The organism is Sellimonas intestinalis (assembly GCF_001280875.1).
In the GTDB taxonomy this organism is placed as follows: domain Bacteria; phylum Bacillota; class Clostridia; order Lachnospirales; family Lachnospiraceae; genus Sellimonas; species Sellimonas intestinalis.
In genome coordinates this window covers 245,292-261,728 of sequence record NZ_LGAJ01000005.1, presented here as the reverse complement: position 1 = coordinate 261,728, position 16,437 = coordinate 245,292, and the positions used below count along the sequence as shown (strand labels likewise).

Sequence of the window (16,437 nt, the reverse complement as noted above, 5' to 3'; positions counted from 1 at the left end):
ACTCTCGTAATAAGAACTTGGATCCGGTCTTTTCGGATCCTATGTTCGTTTACGCTCCTCGATGACTTGATGAGCAAGTCTTGCTTGCGAATCTAGTATCGCAGGAGCTTCCTTACCATTGCTTGCTTCTGGTCAAGATCAACTCTCGCTAATCTATCCCGTTACTGTTGTCTGGTTTGTGGAACTTAAAGTTCCTGTTCTGAATAATTCTCTTGAATTTTCAGGGATCGTTGTCTATTGTTCAGTTATCAAAGTTCTGGGCGCTGTCTCGCGACAGCTATATTAGATTATCACATCTGTTCCTCTGTGTCAAGTGTTTTTTGAAACCTTTTTATTTTCTTTGATTTGATAATCTTTCTCTTTATCTGCCCTTTAAATAAGGCCATAAAGAAAACGGAGAAAGAGGGATTTGAACCCTCGCGCCGCTATTAACGACCTACTCCCTTTCCAGGGGAGCCCCTTCAGCCTCTTGGGTATTTCTCCAAGACTGTTTGAATGAAGCGGAGAGGGTGGGATTCGAACCCACGCGCCCTTTCGGACAAACGGTTTTCAAGACCGCCTCGTTATGACCACTTCGATACCTCTCCACACTCTCTATATTCACAAACTTTTCGTTCGCTCAGCGAACAATGGTTATTTTATCAGAAGTGTTTTCTCTTGTCAACCAGAAATTTACATATTTTTCGATTTTCTGCAGCCATTCAGTCATGCAGCCTGAAATAATAAAAAACAGTCATAAACTTACTTACAGAACGTTTCGTTGTATCTCCTTGTATTTTCCTGTTCTGTGCCATTTAACATAAGAATACCTCTGCTATGCGTAAGTCTTCCGGCGTGGTAATTTTAATATTTTCATAGGATCCTTCCACCATTTTCACTGGATGCTGCATCATCAGTTCCACCGCCATGGCATCATCTGTCACATGATCGTGCTGTACAACCATCATTTTCCGATATGCTTCTATTATTAAAGATGCATGAAACGCCTGCGGGGTCTGTACCATCCAGAGCCGCTTTCTTTCCGGTGTCTCCTCTGCCTCCAGATTTTCGTTTACAATCTTGATCGTATCCTTGACCGGCATCCCTACCACACAGGCTTTGCTCTGTCGGACCTCTTTATATGCCCGCTGTAACATGACGTCATTCACAAAGGGTCTGGCTCCATCATGTATGAACACATAAGTGTTTTCTTTCTCTTCCCTCTGGTCAATGTTCTGCAGACCATTCCATACAGAATCATAGCGCTCTTTCCCGCCCGAAATGATCTCTGTGACCTTCCGGAATCCGTAATTCTCCACAATCGTCTTCCTGACCCACCCTCTCTCATCTGCCCCCGTAACAAGAAGCACCTCGTCAATCAAATCAGAATCCTCAAATACTTTTAATGTATGTGCAAGAATCGGTTTTCCGCCAAGATCCAGGTACTGCTTATGGACTGTTCCTCCCATCCGTTTCCCTTGTCCTGCGGCAAGCACTATCGCTATACACCTTTCTTTCATCTTTATCCCCGCTTTCTAGCGTTCCCCGAGCTTTAAGTTTGGAACTGCGTTAAGATCCCATCCACTGCGGATTCCATTCTGATAATCATAAAACGCGGCCGCACCGATCATAGCCGCATTATCGGTACAAAGAATGGGAGACGGATAATAGAATTCAATTCCTCTTTCCTCACATGCCTTTCGCATTGCCGCCCGAAGTGCAGAATTAGAAGCCACGCCTCCCGCAATGGCAAGTTTTTTGAGTCCGTAATTCTCCACTCCTGCCATGGCATGATCAACAAGCACATCTGTCACTGCTTTCTGAAAAGAAGCCGCAATGTCCGCACGATTATACTCCGCCTGTTTCATCTTACACCCGTTAATATAGTTCAGTACCGCGGACTTTACGCCACTGAAACTGAAATCATACACGGAGTCTCCCACGTGTGCCCTCGGAAAATCAATGGCATCTGGATTTCCTTCTTTGGCAAGTTTGTCGATCTTCGGGCCGCCAGGATAACCCAGATCAATAGCCCGCGCCACCTTATCAAATGCTTCGCCTGCCGCATCGTCTTTTGTCTTACCAAGGATCCGATATTTGCCGTAGCCTTCTACACAAACCAGATGGGTATGTCCACCGGATACAACGAGACATAAAAACGGTGGTTCCAGCTCCTTATTCTCAATATAATTCGCCGAAATATGCCCCTCAATATGGTGTACTCCAATCAATGGAAGGTTCCTTGCGTAAGCAATGGCTTTTGCCTCGGCAACTCCTACGAGAAGTGCTCCTACAAGTCCCGGACCGTATGTCACGCCAATAGCGTCTATATCATCCAGAGAGCAATCCGCTTCACACAGCGCTTCTTCGATCACCTGATTGATCTTCTCAATATGTTTCCGGGAGGCAATTTCCGGCACCACCCCTCCGTACAGCTTGTGCAGGTCAATCTGGGAAGAAATAATATTAGAAAGAACGGTTCTTCCATTACGTACAACCGCCGCCGCTGTTTCGTCACAGGAACTTTCTATTGCCAGTATTGTAATTTCTTTCTTTTCACTCATCTTTCTACCTCCACTATGCTTCCGGAAACTCCAGATTCACGCTCATCCGGTCTTTCCCGGCTTTAGTGCGAGGGAAAATCCTCCGTACTTCATCCATGTACTCCTCTGGTCTTGTCAGTGAAGGGCTGTAATGGGTCAGCCACATTTCCTTCACCTCTGCATCCCTGGCAATTCTTGCCGCTTCATAAAAGGTCATATGCTTGTATTCGACCGCTTTTTTCGCTTTGTCCGTCTCTCCGTACATGCCCTCACAGATAAATAAATCCGCCCCTTTGGCATTGTCCTGGATGGATTTTGTCGGACGTGTATCCGTACAATATGTAAGCTTAATTCCTTTTCTTGGAGCACCAAGCACCATATCCGGTGTCAGAATCCGCCCTTCCGCTTCAATCGTCTCTCCTTTTTGCAGAAAACGCCAGTATTTCTGCGGGATCTCCTGACTTTTGGCCCGATCCACGTCAAATTTTCCCGCCCGGTCAATCTCCACAGTGTACCCGTAACAAGTTACATTGTGATTCACACGAAAGGCACGGATCCGGTAACCCTTCATCTCAAACGTCTGCTGCGGCTCCCCGATCTCTAAAAACCGCAGTTCAAAAGGAAGCTCCGGCGCAATCACCCGCAGCGCGCCCACTACCTTTTCCAGACCTCTTGGCCCGATCAGTGTAAGGGGCTCCTTCCTGTCCGCATTTCCCATCGTAAGCAGAAGGCCCGGAAGACCGCTGATATGATCCCCGTGGAAATGGGTAAAACAAATCACGTCAATCGGCTTAAAGCTCCATCCTTTCTCCTTGATCGCAATCTGCGTCCCCTCCCCACAGTCAATCAGAATACTGCTTCCATTGTAGCGCATCATCAATGATGTGAGCCAGCGGTATGGAAGCGGCATCATGCCTCCGGTACCTAACAAACAAACATCCAGCATGTTCTCTCTCCTAACTGTCTTTCATTCATTTTTTTCTCCATATCTACACGGACAGTGGAGCTTTCAACCTGTTGAAAACACAGCGCCGGTTCAATGCGTGTTTGCCTATTCCCCGTTTTCTGTCTCCGGCGCAATCACAAACTGTGCAATCAATCGATCGTAACAATCCTCACAAAGATCGAAGCGATGGACCTCATTATCTTTACCAGAAAAATAGCCCCATCGTTTCTCAACCGAAAGCATGTCTTCCTTAGGAATTCCATCCGTCACACAAATTTCTTTTCCGCATCCGTTGCAGATGATGGTCTCTGTTTCTCTCTTTTCTTTCATTATATAGCGGCGCATACAAATCCCTCCAATGAGTTTCTCTTTTGTTACGCCCTCATTATATCCTGTTTCATTCTTCCTGTACACCGGAAAGCGTTTCCAGACGCAGACTCATCAGGACCGCGTCCTCCCGGGGATTTTCATAAAATCCCCTTCGGATTCCATCTTTTGAAAATCCTCTGCTCCGGTACAGCCCTTGTGCCGCGTCATTACTTTTCCGGACTTCCAGATGCCACAGCAGAATTCCATGATCTTGCCCTTCCCGAATCAGAGTATCCAAAAGAGAGCCGGCAACCCCTTGCCTGCGAAACATAGAGTCCACAGCAATCCTTACAAGTTCTCCTTCATCCATCACAGTATAGACGATAGCATATCCTGCAATCGTATTCTCTACGGAAGCCACATAAACCGACGCCGTGTGCTGGCACATGGTTTCCAAAATTCCTGCTTCACTCCACGCATCAGAAAAAACAGCCCGCTCCATCTTTGCGATCCGGGCTGCCTCCTCCTTACTGGCCTTACGGACGATCATGCTGTTGTCCTTTCTCTCGTTCCAGTTTTTCCCTCTCTGCCTGGGACATCCGAAGATAGTCCGGCTTGTGGTCTCTGGCGTGCTCCGTAAATCCGCGTTTTGCATAGATCAGTCCCAGTGCTCCGACAGCCGCCGCGCTCTGTCTGCACATATGCGGAGGCGCAAAGACATATGGTACTTTCATTGTTTCCTTAATATTCTCCCGGTATACCGGCACTCCGTCCCCCAGGAACACGACCCGCTTTCCGAACTGATTTAACAGCTCTGCAAGAGCAAAAATATCTTCGGCCATCTGATCCCTAACCACTTTAAATTGCTCATCAAATTCATAAATCCCGGTATAAACCTGACTTCTTCTTGCATCCATGATCGGACAAATCAATCCATGAAAACCAAACATCCTATAAGCCATGGCATCTGCCGTCGGCACATGAATAAGAGGTTTGTCAAGGGCGAGTCCCAGTCCTTTTGCCGTCGCAGATCCAATCCGCAGCCCTGTAAAGGATCCCGGTCCCCCTGCCACTGCAATCGCATCTACCGTATCCAGAGAAAGTCCCGTCATCCGGACCGCTTCGTCAAGCATCGGCAGTAACGTCTGAGAATGTGTCTTCTTATAATTCATTGTATATTCAAACAGGATCTGCTCGTCCTCCACAACAGCCACGCTTGCTGTGAGTCCGGAACTGTCCAATGCCAATATCCGCATAATACCGCTCCTCTAACTTTGGAATCGCTCTGCCTGCTCTCTAATCAGCTCAGCATCATCGAAATAATTAATCTTCATAGCAGACTTCACCTCTGAAAGTGTCTTGGCCGCCACTTCCTCAGCTTTCTCGCTTCCCTTTTTCAGGATCTCATAAATCGCCGGGATATCCTTTTCATATTCTTTTCTCCGTTTCCGAATCGGCTCCAGCTCTTCCTGAATAACTTCGTTAAGGAAACGCTTTACTTTCACATCCCCAAGGCCACCTCTTGTATAGTGGGCTTTCAGCTCGTCCAAGTTGGCATACTCCGGCAGGAACTCCTCAAAATGATGCTCCTGGCAGAATGCATCCAGATAAATGAATACCGGATTGCCATCCACCTTTCCAGGATCAGAAACCTTCAGATGGTTCGGATCGGTGAACATATTCATAATCTTCTTCTTCACATCATCCGCACTGTCGGAAAGGTAAATACAGTTGTTCAAAGACTTGCTCATCTTCGCCTTTCCGTCAATACCCGGAAGCCGCAGACATGCCTGATTGGACGGAAGCAACACTTCCGGCTCCACCAGAGTCTCCCCGTAAATGGAATTGAATTTCCGCACGATCTCCTTGGTCTGCTCCAGCATCGGAAGCTGGTCTTCCCCTACCGGCACCGTCGTAGCTTTAAACGCGGTGATATCCGCTGCCTGACTGATCGGGTAGGTGAAAAATCCCACCGGAATGCTTGCCTCAAAATTTCGCATCTGAATCTCGGATTTAACGGTCGGATTTCTCTGTAATCTTGAGACGGTCACAAGATTCATATAGTAAAAAGACAACTCACAGAGCTCCGGAATCTGAGACTGGATCAAAAGAGTAGATTTCACCGGATCCAATCCGCAGGAAAGATAATCCAACGCCACCTCAATAATATTTTGGCGCACTTTCTCCGGATTATCCGCATTGTCTGTCAATGCCTGTGCGTCCGCAATCATAATAAATACTTCATCGTATTTACCTGAATTTTGCAGTTGTACTCTTCCTTTCAGAGAGCCGACATAATGGCCGACATGCAGCTTTCCGGTCGGTCTGTCCCCTGTTAAAATAATCTTCGACATTATGATCCCTCCACTTGACTGATAGTTATTTTTCTGTAATCAAACCCTTTCTCCAGGTCTTTCTCTATGACAATCTGTGTCCTCTCCCCAGGTAAAATCTCCTCGATCAAATTCGCCCATTCGATCAGGCAGACGCCTTCACCTTGGATGTAATCCTCATATCCGATCTCGTCCATCTCTTCCACAGCCCCGATCCGGTACACGTCAAAATGGTAGAACGGCAGCCGACCATCCTCGTATTCCTGGACGATCGTAAAGGTCGGACTCACGACATCATCCCGAACCCCAAGCCCGTATGCGAATCCCTTGGTAAAGACAGTTTTCCCCACACCAAGATCTCCCTCCAGCGTAAAAACCTCTCCGCCCTTGGCATGCTCCCCGATCTCTTTCCCAAGCTCAAAGGTCTCCTGCTCCGAATATGTCTCTCTTACCATACCGCTTCCTCCCTATTTTTTCTTTCTGGAGAACAAAAACGGCAGAATCCTACCGGAATTATCCTCAATACGATCTTCTGAAAACAGCGAGTGCAGCGTCTTCTTTAACGGATCCATCTGCAGCCCGATATCATCGTTTGGGAAAATAAAAGCCGCGTACGGCGTCTGGTAGATGGCCACCAGATTCGGCGTCATCATCACCCGGTACATATCCTTCCATGGAGTGACCTTGTTTTTCCCGTCACGCTCCACGCGAAGTCCGTCCTTTTCCAATGTATAATGGATCGGCATACTGTATATTTTACTTTTTTTGATCTGACTGCCTGCACTGAACTTTAAGATCATCGGTATAATAAACAGGCAGGTTGCAAAAACAAGAACCAGTCCAAGACCAAGAGAGACTTTTCCCATCGCAAAGCTCGCGATCGCTCCCAGCCAGCAGCCGACTCCCACAATCAGATACAGAATCCCCTTGATTCCATGATATGTATGAAACATCAGAAATTCAAAGAGTGCTTCCTGTGTCATTTTCACTTCAAAACTTGGTTTCATTTATTTTCCTCCATATTTCCGAATATGAAAATTATAACTCATCCGCTCTCCGGTTACAATATTAACTTTGCGAAGAATCCCCTGTTTCCCTGTGAAACCACAAAAACCTCCGCCGATGGCAGAGGTTTTTATATGATCCGCTTTCGCTACTAATGGCTTGCGCCATGGAGAATCGGGCTTACTTTTTTATAAATCAGAAGCAGAATAATGGATACGAGGAGCCCTTTGATCAGATTGAACGGTCCCACTGCAAGAATGACAAAGGTCGTCACTCCATTAATCGCCGGATTCAGTGCGTGTCCCATCTGTACAAGCGTATCCAGCGGTATTCCAAAAGCCGCCGCGTAAGTCGGCAACAGAACAAAGGCATTGAGTAAGCATCCGATCAGCACCATAATCACAGTACCTGTCACAAGGCCGGTGAGCGCGCCTTTTCTCGTATGCATTCTTTTATAAATCAGCCCCGCCGGTACGCAGAAGCTGCATCCGATCAGGAAGTTTGCCAGCTCACCGATACCACCTGTCGTCGTGCCATTTATTACAAAGTTCAGCAAAATCTTAATACACTCTGTCATCACTCCTGCCAGAGGACCCATGGCAAAGGTACCAAGAAGCACCGGGATCTCGCTGATATCAATCTTATAGAAATCCGGCACAAACGGCAATGGAAACTCAAACAGCATCAGAACTGTAGCCACCGCCGACAGCATCCCGACCTGCGTCATATATCTGACTTTTGTATTACTCCTTCTTCTGACTCCTGCATTTTTCTGTGTGTTTTCCATGTTTCTTCTCTCCTTTTATAAATGATTTTACATTTCAGAAAAGAAACTCTTCCGGTCTGAGGGCCTCCCGCAGGGGACGAACTCTCCCATGAAGTCAAAAATCCCCGGAACAAAAAGTTCCGGGGAATCATGTACTGAATCAGACAACGGATGTTGCCTTTTCCTACATTTTCTTCTCTCATCCAGACTGTACTGTCGGTTCCGGAATTGCACCGGATCAGCCGCCAAAAGGCAGGTCGCGGACTTTCACCGCCGGTTGGGACTTTCACCCGACCCCGAAGAATTTTTTCCTGTCGACCTTTAGTATAAACCTGCGAGTCAGAAATTTCAATAGTTTTTTCTAATGGATTCCCTTCATGGTGAGCTCAATCCTCTTTCTTTTAAGATCCACACTTAATACTTTGACATCCACAATATCACCTACACTCACCACCTCCAGTGGATGCTTAATAAACTTTTTTTCCGTAATCTCCGAAATATGTACCAGCCCATCCTGGTGAACTCCGATGTCCACAAACGCACCGAAATCGATGACATTGCGGACTGTCCCTTTGAGAACCATTCCTTCTTGTAAGTCTTTCATCTCCAGGACGTCTGTTCTTAAAATCGGCTTCGGCATCTCCTCCCGTGGATCTCTGGCCGGTTTTTCCAGTTCTTTTACGATATCCCTCAGGGTAATCTCGCCGATTCCAAGCTCTTCTGCCAGCTTCTTATAGTCCCGGATGGTAGCAGGGAGTTCTGAAAGATTTCCTTTCTCCAGATCTTCCGCCGTAAATCCCTGCTTTGCCAGCAACTCCTTTGCTGCCTCATAGGACTCCGGATGAACGCTTGTCCTATCCAATGGATTATCGCCTTGGTTGATTCTCATAAATCCCGCGCACTGTTCAAAGGCTTTCGGTCCGAGTTTCGGCACTTTCAGAAGCTGTCTGCGATCCGTGAACCGTCCGTTTGCTTCCCGGTAAGCTACAATATTTTTTGCGATTGTTCCGGAGATACCGGAAATATAGGAAAGAAGCGGTGCGGATGCCGTATTCAGATCTACACCTACCTTATTTACACAGGCTTCCACCACGCCTCCAAGCGCTTCGTTTAACTTCTTCTGGTTCATGTCATGCTGGTACTGGCCGACTCCGATAGATTTCGGATCAATCTTCACCAGCTCCGCCAGCGGATCCTGCAGCCGTCTTGCGATAGATGCCGCGCTTCTTTGTCCCACATCAAATTTCGGGAATTCTTCTGTCGCCAGTTTGCTGGCAGAATAGACGGAAGCTCCCGCCTCATTGACAATAACATACTGCACATGCTCCTCCGGAATTTCTTTCAAGAGTTCTACAATGAATTGCTCTGATTCTCTGGATGCCGTTCCGTTTCCAAGCGAGATCAGACTGATGTGGTACTTCGGGATAATCTTCTTGAGCAGATCTTTAGACGCCTTAATCTTGGCAGGCGTGGTCGGGGCAGTAGGATAAATGACCGTTGTTCCAAGTACCTTTCCGGTCGGATCCACCACTGCGAGCTTGCAGCCTGTCCGAAATGCCGGATCCCATCCAAGAACAACCTGTCCAGTGATCGGCGGCTGCATAAGAAGCTGGGTCAGATTTTTCCCGAAGACCGCAATAGCGCCGTCCTCCGCCTTCTCTGTCAATTCATTGCGTATCTCCCTCTCGATGGCAGGAGCAATCAGCCGGCTGTAGCTGTCCCGGATCACATCCTTTAATACCGGTTCCGTATGCGGATTATCACCACGGATAATCTGACTGTCCAGATAACGGAGAATCTCTTCCTCCGGCGCCTCCACATGGACCGTGAGCATCTTTTCCTTCTCCCCCCTGTTGAGCGCCAGAATCCGGTGTCCGGCAATCTTTGCCACCATCTCCTCGAATTCATAATACATTTCATAGACGGATTCCTGTTTTTCATCCTTGGCGCTGGAGACAATCTTCCCCTTCTGTGCTGTCAGTTTCCGGATTTTTGTTCGGTATTTCGCCTCATCGGAAACCAGTTCCGCCAAGATATCTTTGGCGCCGTCAAGTGCTTCCTGCCCAGACGCCACTCCTTTCTCTTCTGAAACATAAGATTCTGCTGCCTGAAGTGCCGGTTCTTTTAACTTCTGGCGCATCAGAAGTGCCGCAAGGGGCTCCAGTCCCTTTTCCTTTGCGATTGTTGCCCTTGTTCTCCGCTTCGGACGATACGGCCGGTACAGATCGTCTACCGCCACCTGGGTCTGTGCGGCTAAAACCTCCGCCTTTAGCTCTTCCGTCAGTTTTCCCTGCTCCTCGATGCTACAGAGAACCTGCTCCTTTTTCTCCTCCAGATTCCGCAGATAAATAAGCCGTTCGGAAAGCTTTCTGAGCTGCTCATCGTCCAGCGTTCCGGTCGCTTCTTTTCTGTATCTTGCAATAAAGGGGATCGTGTTGCCTTCGTCAATCAGTCTGACCGCTGCCTCGACCTGCCATTTCATTACATTCAGCTCTTCTGTAATTTTCTGAATAATGTCCATTTCCGATTCCTCTCTCAAAAAGTACTTCCTTGTCATTATAGCGGATGCGGGTCTTTGATGCAACTTTACAAAACCAGAGTTTACTCTGTTTTTCTTGCAATCCCTCTTCCCCTATGCTATATTTTGGATGATAAGGAGGACTCCATTTATGAAAGTAAACAACAAACAGCCAATGTCAAGACAGCAGCAGAAATCCTTTGAAACGAAGAACCGGATTTTTTTGGCAGCCAAAAAGATCCTTCAAAAACAAGGATATGACGCACTCTCCATCAAGAATATCTGCGAGGAAGCAGGTGTATCCAACGGAAGTTTTTATCATCATTTTAAGACAAAAGATGACCTGCTTTCATATTATATAGAAGAACAGCCGACAATAGATCCGGGCTGCCTGGAACTTCCAAAGGATGCAGCCGAGGCAAAAAGGGCAATCATCCTCGTCTATTTGAATTACGTCGCGTACTGTAAGGAGCTGGGCGTCGTATTTATGTCCAACTACTATACGCCGAAAAATCAGGCTCTCAATGCAGTGAGCCGTACAAAACGGCCTTATCCGATCGTGACAGTCACCAATTATCTGGCTCGTGCCATCGAAGCCGGCACTGTATCCGTCACTCTTTCTCTGGAAGAGATCTCCACAGATATCCGTATGATTGTCATCGGGAATGTTTTTGAGTGGTGTCTCCGGAACGGAGATACAGACTTTGCAGGCAATATGGAGCGTTCTCTTGGGAAATATCTGGACAGTATCCTGAACTAGGGACACTCTCAGACAGCGTTTCTGTCCGGATGCGCCTTCCATATCCTTTTAGAAATGGCAAAAACCTTTCAGATAAGCGTTTCTGAAAGGTCTTTTCATTTTAGAAGGGAATTTGTAATTCTTACTTGGTAACTGTTTACCTTTGATGAGTTTATTATATCTCTTGACACCTCCAAAAGCAAATCGCTTATCTTAATATATTTCTTGTTTTATAGAGTTTTTCTATAATTTATACATTCCACCCAAATTCATTGTCTTTTTTTTAACTTTTATTGTCTATTTTGGCAGATCATTGTAGAATGGGTATATACGTGATTCGTAAATTATATTGTGAGGTGAAAAGATATGAGCAGACTTGAACTCCCTACCCCGAGTAAGGCACAACTGGTCGTTGAGGGATTATATAAAGATTTAGAACGACGAATCGAAGCAAGCCCTCCGGGCCTGTGCCCTGTTGATATCTCCAGAGCATTTCTGGAACTGTGCCATGCACAGACATGCGGGAAGTGTGTACCATGCCGTATCGGACTTTCTCAGTTGAAGCACCTGATTACAGACGTGCTGAATGGGGAAGCAACGATGGAGACTCTGGATTTAATGGAACGCACTGCCCGTTCGATTATGGAGACCGCCGACTGTGCGATCGGATACGAGGCGGCCAGAATGGTTTATAAAGGACTGATCGGTTATCGCGAGGACTATGAGGAGCACATCCGCAATGGGCGCTGCACCTGTACATACAACCAGCCTGTTCCTTGCGTGGCACTGTGTCCTGCCCATGTAGATATTCCGGGTTATATTGCGCTCGTGCGTGAGGAACGCTATGCGGATGCCATACGTCTGATCCGAAAAGACAATCCATTCCCGACCACATGCGGCTTTATTTGCGAGCATCCTTGTGAGGCGAGATGTCGCCGAAACATGGTGGATGATGCTGTCAATATCCGTGGTCTCAAGCGGATGGCAGCCGACTTTGCCGGGAAGGTACCGCCGCCGAAGTGCGCTCCTTCCACCGGCAAAACCGTTGCCGTCATCGGGGGAGGTCCTGGCGGGCTGAGTGCCGCATATTATCTCCAGCTCATGGGACATCAGGTTACAGTATACGAGATGCTGCCGGAACTTGGTGGTATGCTCCGTTATGGTATTCCAAACTACCGACTGCCAAAAGACCGGCTAGGTGAAGACATTCAGGCGATTCTGGACACTGGCGTTCAGGTAAAGCACGGCCTGCGTATCGGCACCGACGTCACTGTACAGGAACTGCGCGCTTCCTATGACGCGGTTCTGATCACCATCGGTGCCAGCACCGATAAGAAGCTTGGCATCGAAGGCGAAGACGCAGAGGGTGTTATGTCCGCAGTCCGTTTCCTTCGGGATGTAGGAAAGGGCATCAATCCGGATCTGGCAGGTCAGGAAGTTGCCATCGTGGGCGGCGGAAATGTATCTATGGACGCAGTCCGTTCTGCTGTCAGACTTGGCGCAAAGAAAGTGAGCATCCTCTACCGCCGCCGTACCGCAGATATGACCGCGCTCCCGGCTGAAATTGAGGGTGCGATTGCCGAGGGCGTCGAGATCCGCACTCTTCGCGCGCCGTCACGCATTGAGACCGATGAAAACGGACACATCCGCGGCATCTATGTGACTCCACAGATGATCAGTGAAGTAAAAGGCGGACGTGCGAGCGTAAAAGCTTCCGGACTTCCGGATGAATTTGTTCCTTGCACGACTCTGATCGTTGCCATCGGACAGAATATTGAGACAGAGCATTTTGAGAAAGCCGGACTTCCGGTAGAAAGAGGAAAGATCATGGCAGAAAAATTCGGCGGATTCAGTAATCTTCCGGGCGTATTTGCCGGAGGAGACTGTGCGACCGGACCTGCGACCGTAATCCGGGCCATCGCCGCCGCAAAAGTTGTTGCCGCCAACATCGACGAGTATCTGGGATTCCATCACGAGATTACCTGTGACGTGGAGATTCCTGAGCCGAATCTGGACGACCGCGTACCGTGCGGACGTGTAGAGCTTCCTGAAAGAGAAGCCTGTGAACGGATTCACGATTTTGACGGTGTGGAAAACTGTATGACCTGCCAGGAAGCAAAGCAGGAGGCAAACCGCTGCCTGCGCTGCGACCACTTTGGTTTTGGAATTTTTAAAGGAGGCCGCGAGAAAGTATGGTAAATCTGAAAATTGACAATAAACAAATCTGTGTACCGGAAGGTACCACGATCATGGACGCGGCGGCTCAGAACGGAATTATCATCCCGAAGCTTTGTTATCTGAAAGATATCAATGAAATTGCTGCCTGCCGTGTCTGTGTTGTAGAAATGGAAGGTAAGGACCGTCTTATCACTTCCTGTAACAATACGGTACAGGAAGGCATGGTTCTCTATACAAACAGTCCGAAAGTGCGCGCGGATCGTCGCAATACCGTGCAGCTCATCCTCTCGCAGCATGACTGTAAGTGTGCGACCTGCGTACGCAGCGGCAACTGTTCACTCCAGAAAATCGCAAACGATCTGAATATCCTTGACCTTCCGTTTAGCGAGCGTCTGGAACGCCAGCCATGGAATAAAAACTTCCCGCTCATACGGGATTCCGCAAAATGTATCAAGTGTATGCGCTGTATCCAGATCTGTGACAAGGTTCAGAACCTGCACATCTGGGATCTCGAGGGTACCGGCTCCCGCTCTACCGTCAATGTATCCGGCGGACGAAAGATCGAGGAGGCAGACTGTTCGCTTTGCGGACAATGCATCACCCACTGTCCTGTTGGTGCTCTGCGAGAGCGTGACGATACAGAAAAAGTATGGGACGCTATCGCGGACAAAGACACAATCACAGTAGCTCAGATCGCTCCTGCTGTCCGCACCGCATGGGGAGAGGCTCTTGGTCTTTCCCGGGAAGAAGCGACCGTTGGAAAAATTGCGGACGCTCTCCACAAACTCGGAGTAGACTTCGTATTTGACACCAGCTTCTCCGCCGATCTCACAATTATGGAAGAAGGAAATGAATTTTTAGAGCGCTTTACGAAAGGCGAGACAAAAGTTCGTCCGATGTTTACTTCCTGTTGCCCGGGCTGGATCCGATTTATCAAATCGCAGTTTCCTCACTTGGTACCGCAGCTTTCCACCGCCAAGTCTCCTCAGCAGATGTTTGGCGCCGTGATGAAAACGTATTTTGCAGATGCTCTTCAGGTAAGCCCAGACCGAATTTTCACAATTTCTGTAATGCCTTGCGTGGCAAAAAAGGGCGAAAGCAACATGGAACTCTTCTATGAAGAGTACTCCGGACATGATACGGATGTTGTGCTTACTACAAGAGAGCTGACGCGTATGATCCGCTCCGCACATATTCCACCATTCTCCCTGGAAAACCGGGAGTTTGACCGATTGATGAAAGAGTACACGGGAGCCGGAGTCATCTTCGGTGTAACCGGCGGTGTTATGGAGGCTGCCCTTCGTTCCGCATACTACCTCGTAACAGGCAAGAACCCGGATCCGGATGCATTCCAGGATGTCCGCAATGACGGCAAGGGCGTAAAATCCGCTGAAATCCGGATCGGCGATGCGGTAGTAAAAGCGGCTGTTGTCAGCGGACTTGGCAATACGAGACGTCTGCTCCAGCAGATTGAGCGCGGGGAAGTTCACTATGATTTTGTGGAAGTCATGGCCTGTCCTGGCGGCTGTGTCGGAGGCGGCGGGCAGGTCATCCATGATGGCGAAGAGCTTGCTTACGAGCGTGGACAGAACCTCTATTTCCTCGACAAAAACGCACCTCTTCGCTTCTCCCACGAGAACCCGGACGTTCAGAAGCTCTATGCAGACTTCATGGGGCAGCCATTATCCCACAAGGCCCATATGCTTCTGCACACGGATCACCAGGCATGGGAAATGCCAAGACCTGAGAAATAATAGATTTTGATATTTGTTCCGCCTTTGGAGGTACGGCTCTTTGGCCCTGCTCCAAAGGCGGATTTCTTTAAATATTTATAAAATATTCAATCATTTTTCATAAAATCTGTGGTATACTAAGATTTACTGGTGGTATAAATATAATGATACAGCCAGAAACTGGACATACAAATGAAAAGGGGAGAAATACAATGAAATGTCCGAAATGTGGCAATGAGCTGCGGGAAAGCAAAAAATCTCCTGGCTATTTTTTATGTGATTCCTGCAAAAAGAAATTCAGCCAGGAAACTCTGAACCGGTTTCAGAATAAAAAACCGGTCAGAAAGAAAGAGACAGCTCCGTCAACTCCGGTAGAAAAAGATCCGAAGCCGGCCGCTCTGGAGCAGACCTACTCCAATATTCCACCGGAAGAGGTCAGAAATGAACGTGAAAAAGAAATGAAGGCCAACTATGAGGCCATGCTGAATATAAAGGATGAGAAATCCTCCGATGAAAAAGAGTCTGATGAACCGCTTCCTGAAGAGCCGGGTGAACCGGCTCTTGGCGGGCTTCGTATTCTGATCGGAATCGTTTCCATCCTGTGCGCCGCTTTTCTTGCTTATCAGGCCTATGACTCCGGGATCTTCACGACGTTCATACATACGCCTGGTCTGACAGGAATCGCCGGTATGATCCTTGCGGTCTGCTTTTTGATTGGCGGTGTGATTGTCTTATGTACACACCGTAAAAACAGCGTTCCTGCCTTCTTGATACCTTGTATCTTTTATCTTGGCGGAGCGTTCGGAGGATTTTTCGTGCCGGGTTCTGTGTTTACAGTACAGATTCTGCTTTTTGTATCCGCTCTGATCGGCGCGATTTTACTCTTTGCTCTTTGCTGTGCAAAGGAGGTTCACCCAGCTCTGAGGATCCTGATTTTCATCATCATTGTGGCGCTGACAGCCGGCGTATACTATGCGTCCCACTATCTTGTACCGGAGAGTTCCATAGTTTCCGGTAAATCACTTCGCCTGACGACTGATGATTTCACAGTTTCTTTTGAAAAGATCGAGACTGGAACCGATTATGAGGGCGAGGACGCCCTGATGGTTTACTACACAATCACAAATAAAAGCTCAGAGGCTCTGGTTCCTTCTGTCGCTGTCACCTTTAAAGCAATGCAGGATGACACAACGCTGGATCCTACCATTGTATCAGACGAACCGCTCTCTGAAAATGAGAGCGCAGAGGTCGGTAAAGGGGATAGTGTACGTGTCTGCACGTCCTTCATCCTGCTCGACCAGTCTGATGTGACGCTTCAGCTTTATGAAACCTTCGGTGCGGGCAGCAAGACCGCCGAGACAACTTTGAGTCTGGAATAATCCGGCTTA

15 protein-coding genes, 2 tRNA genes and 1 riboswitch are annotated in these 16,437 nt (G+C 48.0%); of the genes, 4 read left to right on the top strand and 13 right to left on the bottom strand.

The features are described from left to right. Window positions 1-394 precede the first annotated feature (394 nt). The 13 genes from AOA56_RS07150 to AOA56_RS07090 form a co-directional block, all read right to left on the bottom strand. Window positions 395-483, bottom strand: a tRNA-Ser gene (locus AOA56_RS07150). Between the two features lie 18 nt (window positions 484-501). Continuing rightward, window positions 502-587: transfer RNA gene (locus AOA56_RS07145), tRNA-Ser, on the bottom strand. Window positions 588-794: 207 nt separating this feature from the next. After that, a complete protein-coding gene (gene ispD, locus AOA56_RS07140) occupies window positions 795-1,499 on the bottom strand; it encodes a 2-C-methyl-D-erythritol 4-phosphate cytidylyltransferase (RefSeq protein WP_034594281.1) in 705 nt (234 codons plus the stop codon). Window positions 1,500-1,514: 15 nt separating this feature from the next. After that, a complete protein-coding gene (tsaD, locus tag AOA56_RS07135; RefSeq protein WP_048620789.1) occupies window positions 1,515-2,543 on the bottom strand; it encodes a tRNA (adenosine(37)-N6)-threonylcarbamoyltransferase complex transferase subunit TsaD in 1,029 nt (342 codons plus the stop codon). Between the two features lie 13 nt (window positions 2,544-2,556). Further along, entirely contained in the window at window positions 2,557-3,468 is a 912-nt protein-coding gene (locus tag AOA56_RS07130) for a ribonuclease Z (protein WP_053769256.1), read from the bottom strand. Between the two features lie 105 nt (window positions 3,469-3,573). Continuing rightward, entirely contained in the window at window positions 3,574-3,813 is a 240-nt protein-coding gene (locus tag AOA56_RS07125) for a hypothetical protein (protein WP_048620825.1), read from the bottom strand. A 52-nt stretch (window positions 3,814-3,865) separates the two neighbouring features. Further along, on the bottom strand, window positions 3,866-4,327 hold the full coding sequence (gene rimI / locus AOA56_RS16120; protein WP_048620787.1) for a ribosomal protein S18-alanine N-acetyltransferase: 462 nt from the start codon (window positions 4,325-4,327) through the stop codon (window positions 3,866-3,868). Further along, window positions 4,314-5,033, bottom strand: a complete 720-nt coding sequence (tsaB, locus tag AOA56_RS16115; protein WP_053769255.1) for a tRNA (adenosine(37)-N6)-threonylcarbamoyltransferase complex dimerization subunit type 1 TsaB — start codon at window positions 5,031-5,033, stop codon at window positions 4,314-4,316. The genes rimI and tsaB overlap by 14 nt, the downstream gene beginning before the upstream one ends. A 12-nt stretch (window positions 5,034-5,045) precedes the next feature. Further along, window positions 5,046-6,131 carry a tryptophan--tRNA ligase gene (trpS, locus tag AOA56_RS07110; RefSeq protein ID WP_048620785.1) on the bottom strand — a complete coding sequence of 362 codons (1,086 nt, stop codon included), beginning with the start codon at window positions 6,129-6,131 and terminating at the stop codon, window positions 5,046-5,048. Further along, window positions 6,131-6,565 (bottom strand): tRNA (adenosine(37)-N6)-threonylcarbamoyltransferase complex ATPase subunit type 1 TsaE, encoded by a 435-nt coding sequence (tsaE, locus tag AOA56_RS07105; protein WP_024731903.1) that lies wholly within the window; start codon window positions 6,563-6,565, stop codon window positions 6,131-6,133. The genes trpS and tsaE overlap by 1 nt, the downstream gene beginning before the upstream one ends. A gap of 12 nt (window positions 6,566-6,577) precedes the next feature. Beyond that, the gene (locus tag AOA56_RS07100) at window positions 6,578-7,117 is read right to left on the bottom strand and encodes a YcxB family protein (protein ID WP_053769254.1); all 540 of its coding nucleotides are present in this window, start codon (window positions 7,115-7,117) and stop codon (window positions 6,578-6,580) included. Window positions 7,118-7,266: 149 nt separating this feature from the next. Continuing rightward, window positions 7,267-7,902, bottom strand: coding sequence for an ECF transporter S component (locus AOA56_RS07095; RefSeq protein WP_024731901.1), 636 nt, complete (start codon window positions 7,900-7,902; stop codon window positions 7,267-7,269). A 166-nt stretch (window positions 7,903-8,068) separates the two neighbouring features. Next, window positions 8,069-8,189, bottom strand: a riboswitch (FMN riboswitch). A gap of 53 nt (window positions 8,190-8,242) precedes the next feature. After that, complete coding sequence (locus tag AOA56_RS07090; RefSeq protein WP_053769266.1) at window positions 8,243-10,402, bottom strand: Tex family protein; 2,160 nt, start codon at window positions 10,400-10,402, stop codon at window positions 8,243-8,245. A gap of 148 nt (window positions 10,403-10,550) precedes the next feature. Here AOA56_RS07090 and AOA56_RS07085 point away from each other — a divergent pair, with 148 nt between their 5' ends. From AOA56_RS07085 to AOA56_RS07070, 4 genes are all read left to right on the top strand, one after another. Next, window positions 10,551-11,159, top strand: coding sequence for a TetR/AcrR family transcriptional regulator (locus AOA56_RS07085; RefSeq protein ID WP_053769253.1), 609 nt, complete (start codon window positions 10,551-10,553; stop codon window positions 11,157-11,159). Between the two features lie 345 nt (window positions 11,160-11,504). Then, window positions 11,505-13,337 carry an NAD(P)-binding protein gene (locus tag AOA56_RS07080; RefSeq protein WP_024731899.1) on the top strand — a complete coding sequence of 611 codons (1,833 nt, stop codon included), beginning with the start codon at window positions 11,505-11,507 and terminating at the stop codon, window positions 13,335-13,337. Further along, entirely contained in the window at window positions 13,331-15,070 is a 1,740-nt protein-coding gene (locus AOA56_RS07075; RefSeq protein ID WP_053769252.1) for a [FeFe] hydrogenase, group A, read from the top strand. The genes AOA56_RS07080 and AOA56_RS07075 overlap by 7 nt, the downstream gene beginning before the upstream one ends. Window positions 15,071-15,261: 191 nt before the next feature. Then, the gene (locus tag AOA56_RS07070) at window positions 15,262-16,428 is read left to right on the top strand and encodes a DUF5067 domain-containing protein (protein ID WP_053769251.1); all 1,167 of its coding nucleotides are present in this window, start codon (window positions 15,262-15,264) and stop codon (window positions 16,426-16,428) included. Window positions 16,429-16,437 lie beyond the last annotated feature (9 nt).

Coding starts and splice junctions, on each gene's coding strand:
- AOA56_RS07085 (WP_053769253.1), top strand. CDS start 10,551: ATGAAAGTAAACAACAAACAGCCAATGTCAAGACAGCAGCAGAAATCC.
- AOA56_RS07130 (WP_053769256.1), bottom strand. CDS start 3,468: ATGCTGGATGTTTGTTTGTTAGGTACCGGAGGCATGATGCCGCTTCCA.
- AOA56_RS07070 (WP_053769251.1), top strand. CDS start 15,262: ATGAAATGTCCGAAATGTGGCAATGAGCTGCGGGAAAGCAAAAAATCT.
- rimI (WP_048620787.1), bottom strand. CDS start 4,327: ATGATCGTCCGTAAGGCCAGTAAGGAGGAGGCAGCCCGGATCGCAAAG.
- trpS (WP_048620785.1), bottom strand. CDS start 6,131: ATGTCGAAGATTATTTTAACAGGGGACAGACCGACCGGAAAGCTGCAT.
- AOA56_RS07090 (WP_053769266.1), bottom strand. CDS start 10,402: ATGGACATTATTCAGAAAATTACAGAAGAGCTGAATGTAATGAAATGG.
- tsaB (WP_053769255.1), bottom strand. CDS start 5,033: ATGCGGATATTGGCATTGGACAGTTCCGGACTCACAGCAAGCGTGGCT.
- AOA56_RS07125 (WP_048620825.1), bottom strand. CDS start 3,813: ATGCGCCGCTATATAATGAAAGAAAAGAGAGAAACAGAGACCATCATC.
- tsaE (WP_024731903.1), bottom strand. CDS start 6,565: ATGGTAAGAGAGACATATTCGGAGCAGGAGACCTTTGAGCTTGGGAAA.
- AOA56_RS07100 (WP_053769254.1), bottom strand. CDS start 7,117: ATGAAACCAAGTTTTGAAGTGAAAATGACACAGGAAGCACTCTTTGAA.
- tsaD (WP_048620789.1), bottom strand. CDS start 2,543: ATGAGTGAAAAGAAAGAAATTACAATACTGGCAATAGAAAGTTCCTGT.
- AOA56_RS07095 (WP_024731901.1), bottom strand. CDS start 7,902: ATGGAAAACACACAGAAAAATGCAGGAGTCAGAAGAAGGAGTAATACA.
- AOA56_RS07080 (WP_024731899.1), top strand. CDS start 11,505: ATGAGCAGACTTGAACTCCCTACCCCGAGTAAGGCACAACTGGTCGTT.
- ispD (WP_034594281.1), bottom strand. CDS start 1,499: ATGAAAGAAAGGTGTATAGCGATAGTGCTTGCCGCAGGACAAGGGAAA.
- AOA56_RS07075 (WP_053769252.1), top strand. CDS start 13,331: ATGGTAAATCTGAAAATTGACAATAAACAAATCTGTGTACCGGAAGGT.